The sequence below is a fragment of the Marinobacter sp. 1_MG-2023 genome, assembly GCF_030549045.1.
GTDB lineage: Bacteria > Pseudomonadota > Gammaproteobacteria > Pseudomonadales > Oleiphilaceae > Marinobacter.
On sequence record NZ_JAUOST010000001.1, the window covers coordinates 822,458 to 842,752 of the forward strand.

The 20,295-nt window shown below is 54.9% G+C and carries 20 protein-coding genes and 1 pseudogene; 11 read left to right on the forward strand and 10 right to left on the reverse strand.

The window, feature by feature from the left end; all coding sequences use genetic code 11:
• Positions 1 to 79 precede the first annotated feature (79 nt).
• Positions 80 to 1,600 carry a helicase HerA-like domain-containing protein gene (locus Q4606_RS03760; RefSeq protein ID WP_303606699.1) on the reverse strand — a complete coding sequence of 507 codons (1,521 nt, stop codon included), beginning with the start codon at positions 1,598 to 1,600 and terminating at the stop codon, positions 80 to 82.
• A 250-nt stretch (positions 1,601 to 1,850) separates the two neighbouring features.
• On the opposite strand from Q4606_RS03760, the gene Q4606_RS03765 reads away from it, so the two are divergent.
• Genes Q4606_RS03765 through Q4606_RS03775 form a run of 3 tightly spaced genes read left to right on the forward strand, consistent with a single transcriptional unit; the run spans position 1,851 to position 4,365 of the window.
• Positions 1,851 to 2,774, forward strand: a complete 924-nt coding sequence (locus tag Q4606_RS03765; protein ID WP_303606700.1) for a M14 family metallocarboxypeptidase — start codon at positions 1,851 to 1,853, stop codon at positions 2,772 to 2,774.
• A 13-nt stretch (positions 2,775 to 2,787) separates the two neighbouring features.
• Entirely contained in the window at positions 2,788 to 3,549 is a 762-nt protein-coding gene (locus Q4606_RS03770) for a metallophosphoesterase family protein (RefSeq protein WP_303606701.1), read from the forward strand.
• Positions 3,550 to 3,576: 27 nt separating this feature from the next.
• Positions 3,577 to 4,365 (forward strand): hypothetical protein, encoded by a 789-nt coding sequence (locus Q4606_RS03775; RefSeq protein WP_303606702.1) that lies wholly within the window; start codon positions 3,577 to 3,579, stop codon positions 4,363 to 4,365.
• A 117-nt stretch (positions 4,366 to 4,482) separates the two neighbouring features.
• Here Q4606_RS03775 and hmpA read toward each other — a convergent pair whose 3' ends face one another.
• Complete coding sequence (hmpA, locus tag Q4606_RS03780; protein WP_303606703.1) at positions 4,483 to 5,670, reverse strand: NO-inducible flavohemoprotein; 1,188 nt, start codon at positions 5,668 to 5,670, stop codon at positions 4,483 to 4,485.
• Between the two features lie 168 nt (positions 5,671 to 5,838).
• Here hmpA and Q4606_RS03785 point away from each other — a divergent pair, with 168 nt between their 5' ends.
• On the forward strand, positions 5,839 to 6,147 hold the full coding sequence (locus Q4606_RS03785; RefSeq protein ID WP_303606704.1) for an antibiotic biosynthesis monooxygenase: 309 nt from the start codon (positions 5,839 to 5,841) through the stop codon (positions 6,145 to 6,147).
• A 24-nt stretch (positions 6,148 to 6,171) separates the two neighbouring features.
• Here Q4606_RS03785 and Q4606_RS03790 read toward each other — a convergent pair whose 3' ends face one another.
• A complete protein-coding gene (locus tag Q4606_RS03790; RefSeq protein WP_303606705.1) occupies positions 6,172 to 7,074 on the reverse strand; it encodes an alpha/beta fold hydrolase in 903 nt (300 codons plus the stop codon).
• A gap of 110 nt (positions 7,075 to 7,184) precedes the next feature.
• Here Q4606_RS03790 and Q4606_RS03795 point away from each other — a divergent pair, with 110 nt between their 5' ends.
• Together Q4606_RS03795 and Q4606_RS03800 are read left to right on the forward strand one after the other, a co-directional pair.
• Complete coding sequence (locus tag Q4606_RS03795) at positions 7,185 to 8,189, forward strand: GlxA family transcriptional regulator (RefSeq protein WP_303606706.1); 1,005 nt, start codon at positions 7,185 to 7,187, stop codon at positions 8,187 to 8,189.
• 4 nt (positions 8,190 to 8,193) lie between these two features.
• A pseudogene (locus Q4606_RS03800) lies at positions 8,194 to 8,373 on the forward strand (antibiotic biosynthesis monooxygenase); the annotation flags it as partial.
• 3 nt (positions 8,374 to 8,376) lie between these two features.
• On the opposite strand, the gene Q4606_RS03805 reads toward Q4606_RS03800, so the two are convergent.
• Both Q4606_RS03805 and Q4606_RS03810 read right to left on the reverse strand, forming a co-directional pair.
• A complete protein-coding gene (locus Q4606_RS03805; protein ID WP_303606707.1) occupies positions 8,377 to 9,072 on the reverse strand; it encodes a response regulator in 696 nt (231 codons plus the stop codon).
• On the reverse strand, positions 9,051 to 10,697 hold the full coding sequence (locus tag Q4606_RS03810; protein ID WP_303606708.1) for a sensor histidine kinase: 1,647 nt from the start codon (positions 10,695 to 10,697) through the stop codon (positions 9,051 to 9,053). Before Q4606_RS03810 ends, Q4606_RS03805 begins: the two co-directional genes overlap by 22 nt.
• A 182-nt stretch (positions 10,698 to 10,879) precedes the next feature.
• On the opposite strand from Q4606_RS03810, the gene Q4606_RS03815 reads away from it, so the two are divergent.
• From Q4606_RS03815 to Q4606_RS03835, 5 genes are all read left to right on the forward strand, one after another.
• Entirely contained in the window at positions 10,880 to 11,857 is a 978-nt protein-coding gene (locus Q4606_RS03815; protein WP_303596512.1) for a tripartite tricarboxylate transporter substrate binding protein, read from the forward strand.
• Positions 11,854 to 12,300 (forward strand): tripartite tricarboxylate transporter TctB family protein, encoded by a 447-nt coding sequence (locus Q4606_RS03820; protein WP_303606709.1) that lies wholly within the window; start codon positions 11,854 to 11,856, stop codon positions 12,298 to 12,300. Before Q4606_RS03815 ends, Q4606_RS03820 begins: the two co-directional genes overlap by 4 nt.
• A gap of 2 nt (positions 12,301 to 12,302) precedes the next feature.
• Entirely contained in the window at positions 12,303 to 13,829 is a 1,527-nt protein-coding gene (locus tag Q4606_RS03825) for a tripartite tricarboxylate transporter permease (protein WP_303596510.1), read from the forward strand.
• A gap of 114 nt (positions 13,830 to 13,943) precedes the next feature.
• Entirely contained in the window at positions 13,944 to 14,768 is an 825-nt protein-coding gene (locus Q4606_RS03830; protein ID WP_303606710.1) for a sulfite exporter TauE/SafE family protein, read from the forward strand.
• A gap of 75 nt (positions 14,769 to 14,843) precedes the next feature.
• On the forward strand, positions 14,844 to 15,677 hold the full coding sequence (locus Q4606_RS03835) for a mechanosensitive ion channel family protein (protein WP_303606711.1): 834 nt from the start codon (positions 14,844 to 14,846) through the stop codon (positions 15,675 to 15,677).
• Positions 15,678 to 15,739: 62 nt separating this feature from the next.
• On the opposite strand, the gene Q4606_RS03840 is transcribed toward Q4606_RS03835, so the two are convergent.
• From Q4606_RS03840 to Q4606_RS03860, 5 genes are all read right to left on the reverse strand, one after another.
• The gene (locus Q4606_RS03840) at positions 15,740 to 15,985 is read right to left on the reverse strand and encodes a hypothetical protein (protein ID WP_303596507.1); all 246 of its coding nucleotides are present in this window, start codon (positions 15,983 to 15,985) and stop codon (positions 15,740 to 15,742) included.
• Between the two features lie 240 nt (positions 15,986 to 16,225).
• Positions 16,226 to 16,825 carry a DUF2894 domain-containing protein gene (locus Q4606_RS03845; RefSeq protein WP_303606712.1) on the reverse strand — a complete coding sequence of 200 codons (600 nt, stop codon included), beginning with the start codon at positions 16,823 to 16,825 and terminating at the stop codon, positions 16,226 to 16,228.
• A complete protein-coding gene (locus tag Q4606_RS03850) occupies positions 16,822 to 17,472 on the reverse strand; it encodes an OmpA family protein (RefSeq protein ID WP_303606713.1) in 651 nt (216 codons plus the stop codon). Before Q4606_RS03850 ends, Q4606_RS03845 begins: the two co-directional genes overlap by 4 nt.
• Positions 17,472 to 19,463: a DUF802 domain-containing protein gene (locus Q4606_RS03855; protein WP_303606714.1), complete on the reverse strand. Its 1,992-nt coding sequence runs from the start codon at positions 19,461 to 19,463 to the stop codon at positions 17,472 to 17,474. The genes Q4606_RS03850 and Q4606_RS03855 overlap by 1 nt, the downstream gene beginning before the upstream one ends.
• On the reverse strand, positions 19,460 to 20,164 hold the full coding sequence (locus Q4606_RS03860; RefSeq protein ID WP_303596503.1) for a DUF3348 family protein: 705 nt from the start codon (positions 20,162 to 20,164) through the stop codon (positions 19,460 to 19,462). The genes Q4606_RS03855 and Q4606_RS03860 overlap by 4 nt, the downstream gene beginning before the upstream one ends.
• Between the last annotated feature and the right edge of the window lie 131 nt (positions 20,165 to 20,295).

Genomic DNA, 20,295 nt, shown 5'->3' on the forward strand with positions numbered 1-20,295 from the left:
TATAAGGAGGTCCCTGATGGAGGCTGGCTTAAGCACAACGGGCGAACCTATGAGTGATCCCTTCGAAGCATGCTCCTCGTTAGCGCCCTTTAAACAGGGATCCTAGCAGGCCTCGCATAACTCCCCGTGTCATTTCGCGACCCATGGTACGCGCTACGCTTTTTGCCATGGTTTCAAAGACCCCCTGGCGTGAGGAGCGTCGACGCTGTGGGGGCTTTTTGCTTTTACTGGCAGGCGGTTTATAAACCCGGCTTTTATCCAGGGCTGCTTGCTCAGCTTCTTTCGCAGCTTTCTCCGCGCGTTTTTGCAGAATTTCGTGAGCGGATTCGCGGTCTATAACCTGGTCGTAGCGAGGGCCAAACTCACTGAGGTTGAGAATACGTTTGCGTTCTTCTGCCGTAGCTGGCCCCATGCGTGAAGAAGGCGGACGTATAAGCGTTCGATCAACGATAGAGGGCGATCCTTTGGCATCGAGGGTAGAGACCAGGGCTTCGCCGACACCGAGTTCCATTATGACTTTTTCAGTATCCAGTTCGGGGTTTTCTCTGAAGGTTGAAGCGGCTGCGCGAACGGCTTTTTGATCACGAGTGGTAAAGGCTCTCAGGGCATGTTGCACCCGGTTGCCGAGTTGGCCGAGTATTTTGTCGGGGATATCGGTAGGGTTTTGTGAAACAAAATAGACGCCTACGCCCTTGGATCGAATTAATCGCACCACCTGTTCCACTTTTTGAAGCAAAGCTTTCGGAGCATCCTCGAATAGCAGGTGAGCTTCATCAAAAAAGAACACGAGCCTGGGTTTTTCAGGGTCACCAACTTCGGGTAGTTCCTCAAACAACTCGGCCAATAGCCAGAGCAGGATGGTGGCGTATAGCTGGGGCCTTTCGATCAACTGGTCTGCAGCCAGCAAATTAATGTGCCCCCGCCCAGCCGAATCACAGCGCATCAGGTCGGCGAGTTCCAGGGCCGGTTCGCCAAAGAATTGATCTCCGCCCTGTTGTTCAAGTTGTAACAAGCGACGTTGTATCGCGCCTACGGATGCTTTGCTGACGTTGCCATATAACGCAGTGAGCTCCTTCGACTGCTCGGACACAAACGTCATTAATGCACGCAGGTCTTTGAGATCAAGCAAGGCCATGCCGTGATCATCGGCAAGCTTGAAGGCTATGTTGATAACGCCTTCCTGAGTGTCGTTTAGTTCCAGCAGACGAGACAGTAAAAGCGGGCCCATATCTGAAATGGTGGCTCGCATTGGGTGCCCCTGCTTACCAAAAACGTCCCAGAACACGGTGGGGAATCCCGCGAAATTGTAGGGTTCAAGGCCAACCTGCTCTGCGCGCTTGGTAAGAAAAGGTTTGGCAGTGCCTGGCTGGGAAATGCCAGACAAGTCGCCTTTCACATCGGCCATAAATACCGGCACACCCTGTGCGGAAAAGCCTTCCGCCAGAATCTGCAGGGTGACGGTTTTGCCGGTACCGGTTGCTCCGGCAATAAGGCCGTGACGATTGGCGCGACGTAACAACAGGTTTTGAACAGAACTGCCTTTGCCTATGAAAACTGAATCTTCCAGCACCGGATTCACCTCTAGTTTGTTATTAGCCAAGATCATCGGCGGCCATAGGGCGCGGTTAGTTCATGCTGAGTTCGGCTGGGATTGCACGAGATTTATCAGTATGGTCGATAAATTGATCAAGGGCTAATATGGGCATGGGGCAACGAAGGAGTTCTTTGGTGATGCATTTGGATGGTCGTTTATCGAATACGGCACTGAGTACGTGGCAATACAGAGCGCCGGTCTGGATGGCGGCCTCAGGAAAGAGAGGTGATATGAAAGCATTCCGGAGAAAATCAAGATGAGCACGGTTACCGCATTCTACCCAATCGGTACGCCTGGCATTCCCTGGGGCGAGGTGGAACGCGCCGAGTGGGTTTCGCGACAGACTCGGCAGCGCAGCTACGAGTCAGAAGTGTTGAGCGTGATCGAGCGCCTGCGCTCGCGCTTTGACGTGGAAGAGTTTGGGCGGCTGGATTATGGTCCGGATACTTACCCGCTGATGGCGATCCGCAGCCGCGACTGGCGTGACGATCTTCCGGTCGTGCTGATAACGGGCGGAGTGCACGGCTATGAAACCAGTGGGGTGCATGGTGCGCTGCAGTTCGTTGATCAGCGTGCGGAAGATTACGCCGGGCGCGTAAACTTGCTGGTTGCGCCCTGTGTTAGCCCCTGGGCATATGAGCGCATCCACCGCTGGAACCCGCACGCCGTCGACCCGAATCGCTCGTTTCGGGATGATAGCCCGGCTGAGGAGGCGGCGGCACTGATGCGGCTTGTTGCGCCCGTTCGTGATCGTGTGCTGATGCATATGGACCTGCACGAAACTACCGATACGGATGAAAGCGAGTTTAGGCCCGCACTGGCAGCTCTCGAAGGAAATCCATTCGAGCCGGGTGAGATTCCCGATGGTTTTTATCTGGTCGACGACAGCGAGAACCCGCACTCTGAATTTCAGCAGAAGGTGATTGAGGCGGTGGAGCAGGTCACTCATATTGCTCCCGCTGACGACAACGGGGAGATCCTTGGTTCAACGATGGCAGCCAGGGGCGTTATCCAGTATCCGCTCAAGCAACTGGGCCTCTGTGCCAGTGTGACCAATGCACCCTATAGAACGACGACGGAGGTTTATCCCGACAGCCCCCGTGCGACCCCCGAGCAATGCAATGCTGCGCAGGTTGCCGCGGTGTGCGCCGGGATCGACTACGCTCTGGCACATCAATAAAGGAGGTAACATTGTGCGTTTGCGAATATTGTCAGATTTACACATCGAGACTTTTCGGGAAGGTCGAGAGCTGCCGGACGTAGCCGCAGATGTGGTTATCCTTGCCGGAGACATTCACCGCACAACGGAGGGTCTTGCCTGGGCAGCGGAGCGGTTTGTCGGGCAGGAGATTATTTACGTTGCCGGTAACCACGAGTTCTACGGAACAAGTATGCCCGAGGCCCGCCAGTCAATGCGTGCCGAAGCCCGGCGGTTGGGAATTCATCTGCTTGATAACGATACGGTAAACATTGGCGGCGTGCGCTTTCATGGCACCACCTTATGGACAGATTTTAGTCTGTATGACGGCCAACCTGACCAGGATCCGTTGCAGACGGAACGGCGCGCGCTCGCGTATATGCCTGATTTCCGTATTATCGAACAACCAACGGGTGAGGTGTTTACTACGGCAGAAAGCCAGAAGCTGCACGCAGAAGCCATTGCATGGCTGGAGGCGCAGCTGAGCGAAGCCTGTTCGGGACCGCAAGTGGTCATCAGCCATCATGCGCCTTTGCCGGAATGCATTCCGCCAAAATACCAGGGCGATATCCTGTCGCCAGCTTTTGCTTCGGATTTGCGGTCGCTGATGGGGAAGATGGATTTGTGGGTCCACGGCCACGTTCATGAGCCGGTAGACCTGCAGGTTGAAGGCACTCGCGTGTTCGCTAACCCCGGTGCCTATCCGAAAGAATACGTGCCACCGCTGTTTGTTGCAGACAGAATTATTGAGGTTTGAGTCATCGCCTACCTAAAACAACTCTTCATGATTTTCGCCGCTGGCTGGATTTCGGTCGCCAGCGCCGATGAAGGTTGTCTGGCGTCAGCACAGTCGGATCTGGAACGTCTCTACTGTGAGGTTGTAGAGCGCGGTGGAGGTGCAGGCCTGCCTTCTATGGTGGATTTCAAGCGTAATGATCCAAAGGTGCAGGCGCTGTTGTTGCGCCAGCCAGCCAAACGTCTGAGCCTGACATTGCCCGAGGTTTCGGCCACCCCTGAACCTGGGTCTAAACCTGAATTGGCCACGTCGCAGCGAGAACCCGCGAAAGAATCCCGCTCTGAACCGTCGGTTACCCGGGGCTTGGCGGGTTGCCTGTTGAGGGGCGAGTTTATACAGTGCCCGAAAGTCACCTATGAGCTGGAAGGCAATCGCTCACTTGCATCACTGGACGACGGCGTGCTGGAGCCTCGCAACCGTCTCGGAATAGTGCCTTTTGATGGCGGACGAAACGATGATGAAGCCGTGCGGTCTTATCTCTCGGCCGCCTATGATCGTTACATCCTCAAAATGCTGGCTATTGGCCTTGGCGCAAACACCATGAGTTTCACGGCGTTTCACAACGCCTTTCAAACCCTTGAAAACAGTGGCGTGGATTTTTCCAAGCGTATGGGGCAGACCTACGAGCTGCTCAAACAGGATCGAAAAACTCTGGGCGTGAAGGCCCGCTACCACGATGAGCTGCCAGAAAACCTGTCTATGTGTGAGACCGTCGATCGCGATGTCATCGTCTGCGACAACGTCGGGATAAACTGGGTCTTTGTCCGGGCGAATTAATTTCCCCCGGCGATTCCGCTGCATGGCTGGCTCTGGGAGGCCGTGGCAAAGGGTACGGTGGGATGAGCAGGCAGCAAAGCATTCCATCTTACAATCCTGCCTGGTTTCTTTATGGCATCAATGGGTTGAAGGGATCTCCGTGGTTGGCCCGAACACTTCGTAGTGCAATTGATCGTCGGTGAATCCGATGCTGTTAAGTATGCTCTTAAGGGCGGCCATAAAGGGCATAGGGCCACAGAAGTAAACGTGGGCAGTTTTGTCGGTCAGCCATGTATTGAGAATGTCAGCGGATAAGTACCCAACCCAGTCCGCTCCTTCGCCAAACTCAAATGCAAGCCTAAGATCCAGCCCTGTTGATGCTGTCAGCTCTGCCAGCTCCTTGCGGAAGATCTGATGCTCGGCACTGCGGCAGCAGTTAATAAATTGTAGGTTGTCGCCTGGGATGCCAGATGCCAGCGCTTCTTTCAACATACTGAACAGCGGAGTGATGCCAACGCCACCGGAGATAAATACATGCTTCGGAATGTTTTTGTTCAGCATGAATTGCCCATTGGGCGCGCTCAGTTCAACTGTATCACCGACCGCACATTGATGGAGTTGTTGCGATGCTGCTCCGTGAGTTTCGGCTTTGACCGAAATCCGGTAGTAATCCTCTGTGCCCCAGGATGATAATGAATACTGGCGGATCTCATCATAGCTGTCACCGGTTCCGGTCAGCTTGATGCCAAGATACTGGCCGCCGGAATAGGCGCAAATAGCACCACCATCGGTTGGTTTGAAGTAAAACGATTTAACTTCCGGTGTTTCCTCAACAATTTGCTCAATGGTAAAGGAGCGAAATCCGCGCCAGCCCCCTGGTTGAGTTTCTTTTTCGCTATACATGCTTTCTTCAGTAGCGGTAAAAATCTGTGCCAGCACGTTGTAGGCCTCCTCCCATGCGATGAGTGCTTTGTGATTGTCTGGCAACTGCAACACATCCCGAATGGCTGCGATCAGGTTTTCCCCTACAATCGGGTAGTGCTTGGGCTCAACGCCAATGCTGGCATGTTTGCTGGCGATTCGCTGCACTGCGGGAACCAGTACTTCAATCTGGTCGATGTTATTGGCGTAGGCAAAAACGGCATCTGCCAAAGCGGATGATTGACCACCGCCACCGCTGCGTTGATTGGCCATGTTGAATATATGCTGCAGGTCGGGGTTGTTGGCGAACAGCCTTCTATAAAACTCTTTGGTGATGGCTTGGCCATTTTCGGCCAGTAGAGGCACCGTCGATTTAACGGTAGCAATGGTATATTCAGAGAGCATGTGGTCACCTTTAACAAGTATTTCGCATGAATGTTAAATGCTATAAGGTGGTCTGATCCGTAGTCAAGGTAGCTGCTTGATAAAGGACAAGCTAGCTAGTAGCTTCAGTACTGAGGCCTTTGAAAAGGCATGGTTTGTGGATTACCCCTACCGACAGTGGAGGCAGGTATGAAATACATCTTCGAAGTACATATCAAAGAGGGCTATACCGCCGAGGACTACGCCGATGCCTGGGTGCGTGCAAGTAAGTTGATTCAGCGTGCACCGGGCGCGAGGGGAACCGAATTGCACCGCAAGATCGGTGATCCGGATACGCTTATAGCGATTGCCCACTGGGACAGCAAAGCCAGCCGGGATGCGATGGAGGCACAGCACAATCCGGATGTGGTTGAGATCATCCGCCGTGCTGCACCTTTTTGTGAAATCCGGCCTCTTGGTGAGTTTGATGAGCCGGAATGGGTGGTGCAACCGTCATAGATGAGATAAAGCGGTCATGTTCAATCAAGCAACCGTCTCGACCACCGGCCTGCCCAGATCCTGAAGAACGGTTTCAATGACCAGTGGGCTCCAAAGCAGCCGGTAATGCCCCAGGCCACGGGTGCGCAGTACCTGTGCGGCTTGCCAGTTGGTAGAGACTCTTTCACTTTCATTTGGGGCAATCGACATATCGTCGTGGTCAATGACGATCATGCCACGCTGCTTAAGTGACAGGGATAGTGCCTCCAGATCCAGCTTCTCCCAAACCGAATTCCCGAAACGCTCTTCCATTAGCCGAAGATGGACGTCGAGAACATCCTGGCGTAACCCAAGTTGCTGCCCCAGATTGTCCATCACAGCCGCTACGCTGAGTGGGGGCGCAAGCATGACCAAGTGCTGGGAATGAAGACCGTCCTTAATTGCTCTTGCAGCCGCTATGCAGCCCATGGAATGCGCCAATATCCCTTGGACCAGGCCAACATGGTCAGCCACCTTCGTTGTGACCTCGGCTATCTCAAACAGGTCGGTACTGCTGCCCTGGGCGCGCCCATGGGCTATTGCGTCGAACAGCACCACGCGATAGCCGGCTTCTACCAACGGATTCACCCAGGCACCAAACTGGATGCCTGCGCCGGCCCAGCCATGAACACCCAGAATAACGGGTCCCTTCCCCCAAGAATACACCGGAATGCTGTGGGCACCATGTTGGAGCCGGGTATAGCTGTCGGCAGTGTCCAACAGGTATTCATAGCGTATAGGCAATGGCAGGCGTGATGGCCGGAATGCCATGCGATTTACCAGTTGACCTGCTTTCTGCGGGGCCACGCGAGCGTAAAGCTGCAAAGCCAGTCGGGTGGCTGAAAGACCAGCACGGCGAGGTGTGGACTGTTGAGTAATCGAAGGTTGGGTGGTCAGTGGTGAGTTCATAGTGAAAGTCCTTCTTCCTGCTCTGGTTGTTTACAGCTTCAGGTTAGGGCTTGCGGGCGATGAGCAGGAGTGTCATATTTGACATATAAAATGCGAAAAGGGCCAGATTCATGTTCAACGTCGCGATTGTTGCTTTACCATACTGCCACGCCTCTGGTGTGCACGGCGTAATGGATTTCTTTTCCGTAGCCAATTACTGCAGCAACCAATCGGGGGCGCAGAGTGCTCCGCTCTTCGACTGCCAGATCGTCACCGTGGATGACAAACCAGTGCGCGGCTACAGCGGTGCCGTGATCACGCCGACCATCCAGCGGAGAGACTTTCAGGCAGATTTGATTGTGATGGGGTCCTCGGTAGAAGCGGCCGTTGGTGCAGATCGTCTGGATCAAACCCTGGCGCCGGCAATTCCGCTGCATGGCTGGCTCAGGGACGCCGTGGCAAAGGGTACGGTGGTTGCGAGTGTCTGCACCGGCAGTTTTGTGTTGGCGGAGGCCGGTTTGCTTGACGATCAGGTGGCGACTACTCACTGGCGAGCAGCCTCACTGTTCCGCAGCCGTTATCCTCATATCCGCATGGATGCGGATCAGTTGCTGGTGGATAACGGCCAGATCATCTGTGCCGGTGGTGCTTCGGCGTTTGTGGACCTGTGTGTTCATCTGGTGGAAAGATTTGCCTCGCCTGCGGTTGCTCTTGCCTGCAGTAAAATGCTGGTGCTGGACGGTCGCCGAATAGAGCAGACACCCTATATGGCGTTATACAGCCAGAAGGCTCATCAGGATGATGCCATCCGCAAGGCACAAACCTGGCTTGAAGAGCATTATGCCGACTCCGTGACCATCAATGAGGTAGCTGCTGTTGCTGGTCTTGGCGCCCGTACTTTCAAACGCCGCTTCAAGGAGGCCACTGGCGAAACGCCCATTGGTTACCTGCAACACCTGCGGGTCGAGGGAGCCAAGCATTTGCTGGAATCCAGTCGTGAACAGACTGCTCGCATTATCTGGAGTGTGGGTTATGAAGATGCCAGTTCGTTCCGGCGCCTTTTCAAAAGGATAGCGGGCTGCACCATGGAGCAGTACCGCAAGCGCTTCAGTTATGTATCGCCATCTGCGGCTTAGTTGCTCGCTTGTTCATCGCAAAATCCTTATAGCCATTGCCCACTGGGACAGCAAAGCCAGCCGGGATGCGATGGAGGCGCAACACAGCAGCGACGTGGCTGAGATTATCCGCAGTGCGGCGCCTTTTTGTGAAATCCGGCCTCTTGGAGAGTTTAACGAGCCGGAATGGGTGGTTAATCCTTAGTTCTCAGGTCGGGAGGCCCTGCATCCGGTAGCGCCGCTCTGGCCGGCCAACGCTGCCGTAACTAACCTCAGCCACCAGAGTTCCGGTGCCTGTCATGTATTCCAGATAACGCCTGGCGGTGGTGCGTGATGCACCCATGGCGCCGCCCACTTCTTCTGCACTCCAGGGTTTGCCATCTGCGATCAATTCGCGAATCTTGTCGAGGGTAATAACGTCGATTCCCTTTGGCAGTCTATGCTGGGTGTCGTTGCCCGTGTCGCCGGCGTTGCGCGGGAGTAGGGCGTCTACTTCGTCCTGGCCCAGGTGTTTCAGTGCCGATAGGCGCGAAAGGTGATCACAGTAGCGGGTTATGGCCTCTTCCAGGCGCTCGAACACCAGAGGCTTCAGGATATAGTCGAACACCCCGCCGCGCAGGGCGGTGCGTAGCGTGTCCACTTCTTTGGCGGCGGTAATCAGGATTACATCGCTGCTGTTGTCACTGGCGCGCAGTTCGCGCAGTAAATCCAGGCCGCTGCCATCGGGGAAATACACATCCAGAAGAATCAGGTCGGGCTGCAACACTTCGGCCTGCTCCCGTGCGTCTGCCAGGGTGTGTGCGATGCCGCACAGTTCCACCTGCCCCAGGCGTTCAATAAAGCGGCGCTGAATTTCTGCAATCTGGCGGTCGTCTTCGGCGATCAGCAGTCGGATGGGGGGCACGGTTGGCTCCTGCCTGTGGGTTCTTTGGGTAAGTATAAGGTAAAGCGGCTGCCGCCTGCTTCGCCCAGATTCTCCACGGTTACTGAACCGCCCCAGCTGTCGAGGAACTGGCGCACCAGGTGAAGCCCAAAACCGTGTTCGTTACCGGCTTTGCTGGTCACACCCTTTTCAAAGATGCGGTTTTGTACCTCCGGTGCCACGCCCGGCCCCTGATCTTCCACTTCAAAAATCAGCTCCTGGCCGAGGTCGGTCATAGACAAATGCACCCGGCCGTTTGCTCCGGTGTGGCGACGTGTGGCCTCCAGCGCGTTATCAATCAGGTTGCCCAGTACGCTCACCAATTGATCCCGTGGCAGGTTATCAGGCAGGTCGGCCATCTGGCTGCCTGGGTCTATGTCGAGATGCAGGCCCATCTCCCGCGCCCGGTTGTGCTTGCCCAGAAGGCAACCTGCAATAATGGGGTCTGGTACCGCTTCAAGCAGCAGGTGTATCAGCGCCTGATGACTGATCACCTCATTACCGATTAGCTTCAGCGCATCATTGTAGGCGCCCAGTTGGATCAGCCCTGCAATGGTATGGAGTTTGTTGGAGTATTCGTGGGTCTGGCTGCGCAGAGTGTCGGCGTATTGCTGGATGTGCGTGAGCTGCTGGCTAACCTGGTCCAGCTCGTTGCGCAGGCGAAAACTGGCCACCACGCCAATAATCTCGTTGCCCTGGCGCATCGGTAGCCGGTTCACCACCATCTGGCGGTTGCGCAGCCACACTTCGCGATCGAAATCCGGCGTACCAGTGGTTAGAACCGACATCAGGTCGCTTTCCGGCAGTATTTCCAGAATGGGTCGCCCCGCAATGGGGGTATCTGGGCTGAGCTCCAGAGTTGTCAGGGCGGCACGGTTTACCGTAGTGATAATGCCGTGACGATTGATGGCAATAATGCCCTCACGTATCGATTGTAGAGTAGCATCGCGTTCCTGAAAGAGCCCCGCGATTTCTTCCGGTTCCAGACCAAAAATAGCGCGCTTGAACCGACCGGCGATGACCACCGCGGCCAGAATACTAACCAGCAAGACCACGCCCAGAACGCCGTACAGCACAAAGTTGTAGCGCTGCACCGTTGCTTCTACCTGCCCCACGCTGTATCCCACCGACACAATGCCGATAATCTCGCCGCTGTCGGGCTCGAACACGGGCGCTTTACCTCGCATGGATTCGCCCAGATTGCCTACCGCACGGGCCACATAACCCTCTCCCTCCTCCAGCGCGCGGCGGCCAAAGTCGCCGTCGTCGTCCGCCATGGAGTGTCCGATGCGATCGGGTGAGGGGTGGGCCAGGCGAATAGCTTTGTGGTCGCCAATCACGATGAACAAGGCTTCGTTGGTTACAGCCATTGTATGGGTGAGCGTGTTGAGAGACTCGACGTCCTTCTGCTGTATGCCCTGGATAATTGCAGGGCTGGCGGCAACGGTTTTGGCCACCATCAGCGCACGCTGGCCAATTTCGCTGTATAGGGATTCGCTAAGGTAATAACCGGCAAATACCCCGATAAACGCTGTTTGCAGTGCGCTCACCAGGCCCAGGGTGAGAATCATGCGGGTTTTGAGTTTGGTGCGTCGTTTAACAGGCATAAGGCTCTTAAGAATCGTCCATCAATGGAATGGGTAAAGGGTAGGACACCGTTGGCGGGTTTGCTCGTGAACTTTATGCACAAAAAGCACAGTAGTTTTTTTAAACGCGTTACGCCCGCAAACTTCAGGAACTACGCATTGCCTTTTACTCTGAGTGCTCAAACAACAAAGAGGTAATGTGTATGTTTATTAAAAGAACAATCGCATTTGCGGCAGTAGCCGCCTTCAGTATGTCTGCCATGGCCTGGCAACCCAGCGGAAAAGTCGAGTGCCTGGCGCCAGCCGATCCAGGCGGCGGCTGGGATTTTACCTGCCGCAGTGTCGGCAACGTGATGCAAACCCTTGATCTGGTCGATGGAACGGTGCAAACCGTTAACATGGCCGGCGCAGGCGGCGGTGTGGCATATGCTCACACGGTCAGCAAGCGTAAAAACGACGATAAGCTGATCGTCGCGGCGTCTACCGCAACCACCACGCGGTTGGCGCAGAAACAGTTTCCCGGTATGGATGCTTCCATGGTGAAGTGGATCGGCGCGCTGGGTGCAGACTACGGCATTATTGCTGTAGGCAAAGACTCCAAATATGAAAACCTGAATCAACTGATGGACGCGCTGAAAGCGAACCCGCGTTCGGTCAAATTCGCCGGCGGTAGTGCCCGTGGCGGCTGGGATCACCTCAAAGTCCTTATTGCAGCAAAGGCTGCAGGCGCTGAAAAACTGCCATCCATTCCTTACCTGTCATACAACAACGGCGGCGAAGCCATGACCCAGGTCGTGGGTGGCCAGGTGGACGCCTTTACCGGTGATGTGTCAGAGGCTACCGGCTTTATGGAATCCGGCGATTTGCGCGTGCTAGCGGTACTGTCAGAGGAGCGCCTGCCGGGTAAATTCGGCGATATCCCTACTGCCCGTGAGCAGGGTATTGATGCGCTTGGCCCTAACTGGCGTGGCTTTTACATGCCAAAAGACACTTCAGCAGACGCTCAGCAGTATTGGGTGAAGGCAATCGACACCCTCTACGCCAGTGAAGAGTGGAAAGCCGTCATGAAAAGTAACGGTCTGATTCCGTTCCATCCCAAAGCAGGTGAGTTTGAGGCCTTCGTGACCAATCAGGTGCAGGAGATCGAAGACCTGTCCCGGGAAATAGGGCTGCTGAAATGACTGGTATGGGTGATCGTATTCTGGGGCTATTCCTGCTGGTGTTGGCGGTTGCCTACGGCTGGGTAGCTCAACAATGGCCAGAGCCCTTCGGCGGTACCGAGGGGGTGGGGCCAGAAACCTTTCCGACCATGTTGGCGGTCGTACTGGTGGTGGGTAGCTTGTACCTGATGATAAAGCCAGATGCAGACGCTCAGTGGCCAGTAGGGAAATCGGCTCTTGAACTGCTGATATCAATCGTTGTGCTGGTGATTTATGCACTTCTGCTGGAGCCTCTGGGCTTTATTATTTCTACCACCCTGGCCGTTGGTGCTTTGAGTTGGCGTATGGGTGCACCGGTAACCAACTCGTTTGTAACTGGCCTGATCAGCGCTGTTGTGGTGTTTGGACTGTTTAATTATGGGCTGTCCTTAAGCTTGCCCAATGGCTTGTTGGGGGGCTTTTAATCATGGAAACCATAGGCTTTCTGATGGAAGGGTTTGCGGTGGCGTTGACACCGTACAACTTGATGTTTGCGCTGTTCGGTGCCTTTGTGGGTACTTTGATTGGCTGTCTGCCAGGCCTGGGCCCGGCGAATGGCGTTGCCATTCTGATTCCGCTGGCTTTTACCCTGGGGTTGCCGCCTGAAACCGCGATGATTCTGCTCACATCGGTTTACGCTGGCGCCATGTACGGCGGTCGGATCTCGTCGATTCTGCTGAATATTCCGGGCGACGAGCCTGCCATGATGACTTGCCTTGATGGCTATCCCATGGCACAAAAAGGCCGGGCGGCGGACGCTTTGGCAATCTCGGCAATTGCGTCCTTCGCGGGCAGTCTGATTGGCACCATAGGGCTGATCATGCTGGCGCCCGTGCTGGCGCGTTTTGCGCTGACGTTCGGGCCGGCGGAATATTTCGCGCTGTTTTTGCTGGCCTTCGCCACCCTGGGTGGTATTACCGGCAAAAATCCGATGAAAACGGTCATTGCCGCAACGCTGGGCATCATGATTTCCACCGTAGGGATCGACATATCCACCGGCACCCAGCGATACACCGGCGGTGTGTTGGAGCTGTACGAGGGCATCGATTTCATTCTGGCGATTGTTGGTCTGTTTGCCATATCCGAGCTGCTGTTTTTTGTTGAATCACGCATGGGCAAAGGCCGTAGCAAAGTGGAAGTGGGTAAGCTGACACTGAGTTTTAAAGAGGTCGTAACGACAATTCCGACCCAGCTGCGTGGTGGTTTGTTGGGCTTTGTTGCTGGTGTTTTACCGGGCGCCGGTGCGTCTTTGGGTAGCTTTATCAGCTACACCCTGGAGAAATCGGTACTGGGCAAAAAAGGTCGCTTTGGTGAAGGCGATATTCGTGGCGTTGTGGCACCGGAAGCGGGCAATAACGGTGCTGCGTCAGGTGCTTTGGTGCCGATGCTGACTCTGGGTGTGCCTGGTAGTGGCACCACAGCGGTACTGCTGGCTATGCTGATCTCCCTGAATATCACGCCAGGCCCCCTGATGTTCACACAGAATGCCGACATCGTATGGGGCGTGATTGCTGCGCTGCTGATCGGTAACGTACTTCTGCTGGTGCTGAACATTCCGATGATCGGGGTGTTTGTGCGGCTGCTGTCCGTGCCGCCTATGTACCTGTTGCCCATTGTGACCATGGTGGCGTTTGTGGGGATTTACTCCATCAGCCACAGTACCTTCGATCTGTACTTCATGATCGTCTTCGGGGTTGGCGGGTTTATTCTGCGCAAGCTCGAGATTCCCATGGTACCCATTATTCTGGGTCTGCTTCTGGGACCGGAAATGGAGAAAAACCTGGGCCACGCATTGATCCTGTCTGATGGTGACTGGTCAACGCTCTGGTCAAGCCCTCTGGCCATTGGGCTGTGGCTGGTAGCCGGTCTTGGCCTGGTGTTGCCGACTCTATTCGGGCCGATATTGCGCAGACGCATGCGCACCGCCATCAAGGAGGGGCCGGTGAGCGATTAAGTGGCAGATAAGCCGCTTTAGCAGAGATATAAAGAAATTTGCACCGGGCTTTGCCCGGTGTTTTTTTTGGAAAACCGTTACAATTGAGAAAATTTTTCCCCTGTTCAGGAAGTTATGTCAGACCTTTCCGTAATTCAATATGCCCTGATCGCACTCATTTTCATCTGGAGTGGTTTTGTGCGCTCCGGTCTGGGCTTTGGAGGGGCGGTGCTGTCGCTGCCTTTCCTGCTACTGGTGAAGGACGACCCGCTGGTCTTTCTGCCCATTATTGCAGTGCATCTGTTGGTGTTTTCATCACTGACGATCTGGACGAACAATCGCCGTAGTTCAGCGAATAAAGATAGCCAGAGCCGGCAGAAATTGACTGGCTTTGGACCTGATGTTGCCTCTGCTCCGGCGGAAGGTACGGTTGACTGGGGTTACCTTTGGCGCATGCTGCGCGTGATGCTGATACCCAAGCTGATTGGTGTGTTTGGACTGTTTACGCTGCCATCGAATGTGTTGAGTGCAATTATTTTCGTGATTGTCGCAATCTACTCGGTGTCCTACATCATTAACCGGCCGTTTCGCAGTAAAAGTAAAAGCGTGGATGTGGCTTTGTTGATGGCTGGCGGCTATATCAGCGGCACCTCGCTGATTGGCGCGCCGCTGATTATTGCCGTTGCGGCACAGCACCTGGCTCGGGAAAAACTGCGCGACACGCTGTTTGGTCTCTGGTTCATTCTGGTACTTATCAAACTGGCAGCGTTCATCTGGGTGGGGCTTGATCTGCAACTGATTCATCACCTGTGGTTGCTACCCTGCGCAGCCATAGGTCATGTGATCGGGTTGCGCTTTCATGAACGCATTCTGAAAGCTGAAACACCAGTGTTTTTCCGCCTGCTGGGCATAGTGCTGTTGGTGGTAAGCAGCGTGGGTATGGTTAGCGTGTTGCTCTAATGGCCAAGAAAAAAATATTGCGCACGCCTAAAGGTTAACTTATTTTAATGAGCTTCAACACATAGGAAGCTCAAGATGATGACGGATTATATCGATCAACTGGATATCAACCAGTACCTCCCCACTGCTCTGGATTGGGCAACCAACATTCTGTTGGCTCTGGTTATTCTCATAATTGGTTTCTGGGTTGCCGGCAAGGCTTACAAGTCTGTTGTCCGTATCTCTGCGAGTTACGATCAGCTGGACGATACCCTGTTCAAGTTCTTTGGCAGCGTTGTGCGCTATACCATTCTGGCTTTTGTGGGTATCGCGGTGCTGAATCGTTTCGGCGTTCAGACGGCTTCCATTATTGCCCTGCTCGGTGCTGCCGGCCTGGCCATTGGGTTAGCGTTGCAGGGCACGCTTTCCAATCTCGCTGCTGGTGTAATGCTATTGATATTCCGCCCATACAAGGTTGGTGATTTTATCGATGCGGCCGGTAAATTCGGAAATGTCAGGGAAGTGGATATGTTCACCACCATCCTGCAAACCTTCGACAATCAGCAGATTATTATTCCCAACAGTCAGATTTGGGGGCAGCAGATTACCAACCATTCTCACCACCCTGTGCGGGGTGTGGATATGCATTTTGGTATCGCTTACAACGAAAGCATTGATGAAGCCCGAAAGGTAATCGACAGCGTACTGGCGAACCATCCCCATATCCTGACCGACCCTGCACCGTTTGTTGAAGTTGAAACCCTGAATAACAGTTCCGTAGACTTTCTGGTCAGGCCTTTTTGCGAGGGTGAGCATTATTTCGATGTGCTGTATTCAGTGCCGGAACAGATCAAAAAGGCTCTCGATGAAGCGGGTATAGAAATTCCGTTCCCCCATCGAAAAGTTATTTTGGTGAATGAAACGGAATAGTTGCAGATTGAACCAGGACGGTAATCGGGGGATTTGATTGCCCCGATTACCGCTTCACTTGGTCAGAGCTTGCCGAAAGCTGCATCGAAATCCTTGGCTGCAGCGTCGGTAAAATCAAAGTTGTTCCTGATATACGCCAGCGTAGCCTTTTCCGTTTCAGTCACGCTGGTGCCATCCTGGGCAGATTTGAAAAGATCAGCCACCTCGTCTTTGGACAAATTACCTTCGCCTTGCCCGGTCGTGTGCTTGCGGGCCAGATCCAGAAGTTCTTTTTCGTATTTTTGACCATCAATCGTTTCATAAGCCATAACAAAGCTAACTCCGTTTAACAGTGATGCCAGACCGCTTGAAATCAGTTGATCTCACGGCGGGTTGAAGGGTGATAGGCGCTACCTTCCAATTGGCCTATCATATTTATACAAGCACAGGGCTTTTGGTTGCGCAAATAATGGAGGGGTATGTATGAAATATATCTTCGAAGTACGGGTGGTGCATCCAGGTGTGTAGCTGGTAGTTTTTTCAGTGTGCCTGCTTGGGATCCATGCAGCCTAACCCTTCCGCCCCAGCCGCTCTAACGCCATCAGTGTATCCGTATAGTTCACAAAGCGTTTCAGATACTCCGGCGACAGCTTCTGCATTTCTGCAAGCGCCCGGCTTACCAGCCGGTGGGCGTTTATCGGGCCGGCGTCTTTGGGGGCGTGTTCGATGGCGTGGCGAATACGCTCCTGTAACGCTTGCTCGCCACACCCGGCGCTTGCCCTTGTCATGGCTTTTAATGGCCGGCGTTGGGCCGGGCTGGAATCTTCTTGGGCTGCTCCGAAAACCAACTGTTCCAGTGTTGAGCTGGGTTGGGTCGCAGGAATATTTGGCGACTGGTTCAGCCTTTCCAGAAGATCTGACAGAGGTGAGGGGGAGTGTGCTTCATCGGTTTTGGAAGGCTGGGCTGGTGATTCATAGCTGGCCTGATAATCTGAAATAGCCTGCTCCAGCTTCTGCCAATGCCGGGTTTGCTGCAGGCCTTTCGCGCGAAGGCGAAGGGCCAGAGATTCCAGATAGCGGAAGCGGGCCGGGTTTGCCCGATTCGCGCCGCAGTTCCGGAGCTCTTCCAGTTGCGGGTGCATGGGGGCTGTTTCCACCGCTGTGGTCATAAATCCCCGGACTCTTCGCTTGCTGGTGTTTCGGGGGCCAGGGGCACGGTACTGATCTCCACCCGCCGGTTCCGAGCCCGGGATTCGGCATCCGTATTCGGCACAGCCGGATGGTGCGGGCCAAACGCAGCGGCGAATACCCGGTCGTTGGGTAGGCCAAGCTCCATTAAGGTTCGGGTAACCGTCAGGGCTCGTTGAGCTGACAGGCCCCAGTTGTCCTGGTATCGATTGCCACTGTGCATGGGCAGATCATCGGTAAAACCGCTGATCATCAAGAGCTCTTCATGCTGAGTCAGATAGGTTTGCAGAGGGGTTATCAGGGCTTCCAGCACGTCCAGGCCGTCTGCCTGTAGCTGATCCGAGTTCAACTCGAACAGCACGTTGCCACTGATGCCAATGCGGCCGTTCTGAAAGGTTACCAGGCCCTTGGTCAGTGGGTCTTCCAGGGCCTGTTCAAGCGCAATGCGCCGCTGCTCCTCGGCTTCCCGCTTGGCTTTTTCATCTTCCAGAGACTGGCTGAGTTCTACCTGAACTCCGATGACCCACACCAGTATCAGCACCAGGATACCCACCAGTGCGGCCATCAGGTCTGAGAAAATCGCCCAGATGGGGGTGGACTGTTGTTCGCCATCCTCGAGGTATTCCATCAGCTGGCTCCAGCGGTCTCATCGCGGCTGGAGATCAAGGCCGCAGCAGCATCAATCACGTCTTTCTGGGAAGAAACCGAGAGGTCGATCACTTCACGGGCCTGGGCAACATAATAGGCCAGTTGCTCATCGTGGCGGCTGCCGGCGCTATCCAGTGCTTTCTGAATGTTGGTCAGGCTTTCCTGCAGTTGCGTATTGGAAGAGCTAAACAGCTCCACAGCGGCGAGGAAAGATTCGCTGAGGGCGCCTACTTCCTGGCTGCTACCGGTGATGTCTTCGCCCAGTTTGCCTAGCTGCTGGCTTTGTTCCTGGATCAGTGTGTTGAAGCGTTCGCTGATGCCTGTGAGGGTGTCGCCAGCGCCGCTGATCAGGGAGTCCACCGCCTGGCGCTGACTGTCTGCGTTGCTGCGTTGGGATTCGAGGAGGCTATCCAGTTCCTGCACCAGCCGCTGGCGTTCTTCCAGCAATTCGTTTTCCCGCTCGCTGTTGCGCGCCATTTCACCTTGCAGTCGGGAGATCACCTGTGCTGCGGCCTTCGGAGTTTCCGACGCGGTTTCTATCAGGCGGGTCATGGGGGCTTCCAAGCCGGAGCCCAATTCATTCAGGTGTTTGGCGACAGCAGCTTCCAGTTGAGCCAGTCGGTCATTGGCAGCTTCGCCTCTGACAGCTTCCTGGTCACGCAGCTTGGTGAGCTGCTCGCTGATGCGGTTGATAAGAGCATCCAGGCCTTGTTGCTGGTTTGTGGTGAGCTTTTCGCTTTCTTCTCGGAGACTGGATTGATATTCCTGCAAGCTGCTCTGCAGGTTGGTCATCAGCGCTTCTGCGGTTTGCTGCTGTTGCTCTACGCCAGCCTGCCAGAGCTGTGCGGTTTGCTCAGTAGCTTGCTGAACCTGCTCCAACAGGCGCTGTTGTGCCTGCTGTGACGTCTCTTGCAAAGCTTTGTTGTGATCAGCCGAGGCTCGCTGTTGAGCCAGAAGGTTTTGCTGCCAGTTTTCACCCGCATCCCTGGTGGTTTCCTGGAAGCTTTCGGCAAGCTCCTCCAGTTGTTGTCTGGTGGTGGAAGACCAGTTTTCATGGAGTTGTCCGGCACTGGACTGCAGGCTTGTCATGGCTTCAGTGACTATGGGCTCTATACGTTCAGCACTCAGGCGCGAGCTTGATTCCAATGCGTTCTCCAGGGACTTGGCAACAGAATCCGCCAGAGCCTGGTAGTGGTTGCCAACGGTGCTGTGGAATTCCTGCTGGTTGCGGGTCAGCGACTGCTCAAGTTGCTGGCCCAGCTGTTCCATGCGGGCAGTCATGGACTCCATGGCCGTGGCCATTTGAGGCAGGGCGGCGGCCTGGGATTCGAGTGCTGCGAAGGCTTGCTGGCGCTGGTAGTCCGCTGACAAGTGGTACAGCCGTTGGCGCAGGGTTTTATCCAGTTGACGGGAAATCTGCAATCGGTCACGTCGGCTGAGAGTGGATGCCAAACCCAACATAGCCGAAGCTGCAACGCCGGCAATGGAGGTGCCAAACGCCAGGCTCAGCCCGGCAATGGGGGCGGCCAGTGCACCACGAATCACACTAAGGTCTGTACTGCCATCCAGTGCAGACGCAGCACCGCTCAGGGTTACGATCATGCCGGCAAAGGTGCCCAGCAAACCAAGCATCACCAGCAGGCCAACCAGGTAGGGCGTCAACTGAGGACTGGGCAGGGCGGCAAAATGACCATCAATGCGCTTCTGTACAGCAAACTGAACTTGCTCGGGCAGGCCAGAGAGCCAGCCCTCCAGCTGCTCACGGTTTTGCGGAACATCATCAAGCCGCTCTGCGAGCTGCCGGGTGGTGCGGCGAAACCCCGCCAACTCGACAAAGCCCAGGGCGTACACCACAGCAATAATAGCTGTAACGGTAAGAGCCAGAAGGTCCGAGCCAAGAAAGCGCTGGCCAATCCAGGCCACCACGGCCAGGCCAATGGCAAAAGCGAAAAAATAGAAAAATCTGCTCATGGCGAATGTGTTACCTCGTTGTGGCAGGCCTCAAGCAATCCCAGCACTGGCTCCAGCCGAACATCCAGTTCAGCAAGTAAAAGATTCTGCGCTTCTTCGCAGTAACTGTGGAGCCAGTCAGCGGGCGTAATACCGGCTTCCTGGGGGATATCAGAGGGGCTCTGGAGTGCCTGGGCCAGTGCCTGGAACCGTTGTTCCAGTACCTTGGGGATATGGGAAAAACACTGGCTGGTGTAACCGGCCATGGCGTGGTCAAACGCTGAGTCCAGCTCTGCCAGCCGGGCCAGGTTCTGGTTGTGCTCTTTCATCACCTTGCGGGTTTTGTCCCGAAGCTGGCGGCTGGCGGCGATAACCCTGCGCTGTAGCGTGGTCCATGCGTTCAGGTAGGGCTCGAACTCCAGGCTATCGATGGGTTCGACTTCGCTACCGTAGCTGCTGATTTTTCGTATCAGTGCCCTGCGAGTGTTGGTCAGTTCCTGAATGACTCGTTCAATAGCTGGCCCCTGGTCCATGCCTGGTTGACGAGTCCGAAACCCGATCGCCGAATCCAGGGCCAGGGTGTCTGATAGCCCGAACAGACGCCCCAACAGTTCACCGCAACAGGGTAGTCGCTCGTCGGCAGTCTGCGCTCCGGGTTGGGCGAGTAGCTGTAGCAGCCTTGGTGGCGAAACCCCGGCAGAGTTTGAGGGTGTGTGAGTCATCAAATAATCGCGCACAGGTTAGGTAGCAAAGAGACTTTTGGTCGTCTTTCGATCTTTCAGGGGCGACTATTCTAAAGGGTAAGGGGTGTGAATGATAATAACTGAGTTGTCAGAAAACTGCGCCTGAACAA

Excerpts from the sequence above, each read along its gene's own strand:
- Q4606_RS03765 (WP_303606700.1), top strand. The coding sequence starts at position 1,851 with ATGAGCACGGTTACCGCATTCTACCCAATCGGTACGCCTGGCATTCCC.
- Q4606_RS03775 (WP_303606702.1), top strand. The coding sequence starts at position 3,577 with ATGATTTTCGCCGCTGGCTGGATTTCGGTCGCCAGCGCCGATGAAGGT.
- hmpA (WP_303606703.1), bottom strand. The coding sequence starts at position 5,670 with ATGCTCTCTGAATATACCATTGCTACCGTTAAATCGACGGTGCCTCTA.
- Q4606_RS03785 (WP_303606704.1), top strand. The coding sequence starts at position 5,839 with ATGAAATACATCTTCGAAGTACATATCAAAGAGGGCTATACCGCCGAG.
- Q4606_RS03790 (WP_303606705.1), bottom strand. The coding sequence starts at position 7,074 with ATGAACTCACCACTGACCACCCAACCTTCGATTACTCAACAGTCCACA.
- Q4606_RS03795 (WP_303606706.1), top strand. The coding sequence starts at position 7,185 with ATGTTCAACGTCGCGATTGTTGCTTTACCATACTGCCACGCCTCTGGT.
- Q4606_RS03810 (WP_303606708.1), bottom strand. The coding sequence starts at position 10,697 with ATGCCTGTTAAACGACGCACCAAACTCAAAACCCGCATGATTCTCACC.
- Q4606_RS03815 (WP_303596512.1), top strand. The coding sequence starts at position 10,880 with ATGTTTATTAAAAGAACAATCGCATTTGCGGCAGTAGCCGCCTTCAGT.
- Q4606_RS03820 (WP_303606709.1), top strand. The coding sequence starts at position 11,854 with ATGACTGGTATGGGTGATCGTATTCTGGGGCTATTCCTGCTGGTGTTG.
- Q4606_RS03825 (WP_303596510.1), top strand. The coding sequence starts at position 12,303 with ATGGAAACCATAGGCTTTCTGATGGAAGGGTTTGCGGTGGCGTTGACA.
- Q4606_RS03830 (WP_303606710.1), top strand. The coding sequence starts at position 13,944 with ATGTCAGACCTTTCCGTAATTCAATATGCCCTGATCGCACTCATTTTC.
- Q4606_RS03835 (WP_303606711.1), top strand. The coding sequence starts at position 14,844 with ATGATGACGGATTATATCGATCAACTGGATATCAACCAGTACCTCCCC.
- Q4606_RS03840 (WP_303596507.1), bottom strand. The coding sequence starts at position 15,985 with ATGGCTTATGAAACGATTGATGGTCAAAAATACGAAAAAGAACTTCTG.
- Q4606_RS03845 (WP_303606712.1), bottom strand. The coding sequence starts at position 16,825 with ATGACCACAGCGGTGGAAACAGCCCCCATGCACCCGCAACTGGAAGAG.
- Q4606_RS03850 (WP_303606713.1), bottom strand. The coding sequence starts at position 17,472 with ATGGAATACCTCGAGGATGGCGAACAACAGTCCACCCCCATCTGGGCG.
- Q4606_RS03855 (WP_303606714.1), bottom strand. The coding sequence starts at position 19,463 with ATGAGCAGATTTTTCTATTTTTTCGCTTTTGCCATTGGCCTGGCCGTG.
- Q4606_RS03860 (WP_303596503.1), bottom strand. The coding sequence starts at position 20,164 with ATGACTCACACACCCTCAAACTCTGCCGGGGTTTCGCCACCAAGGCTG.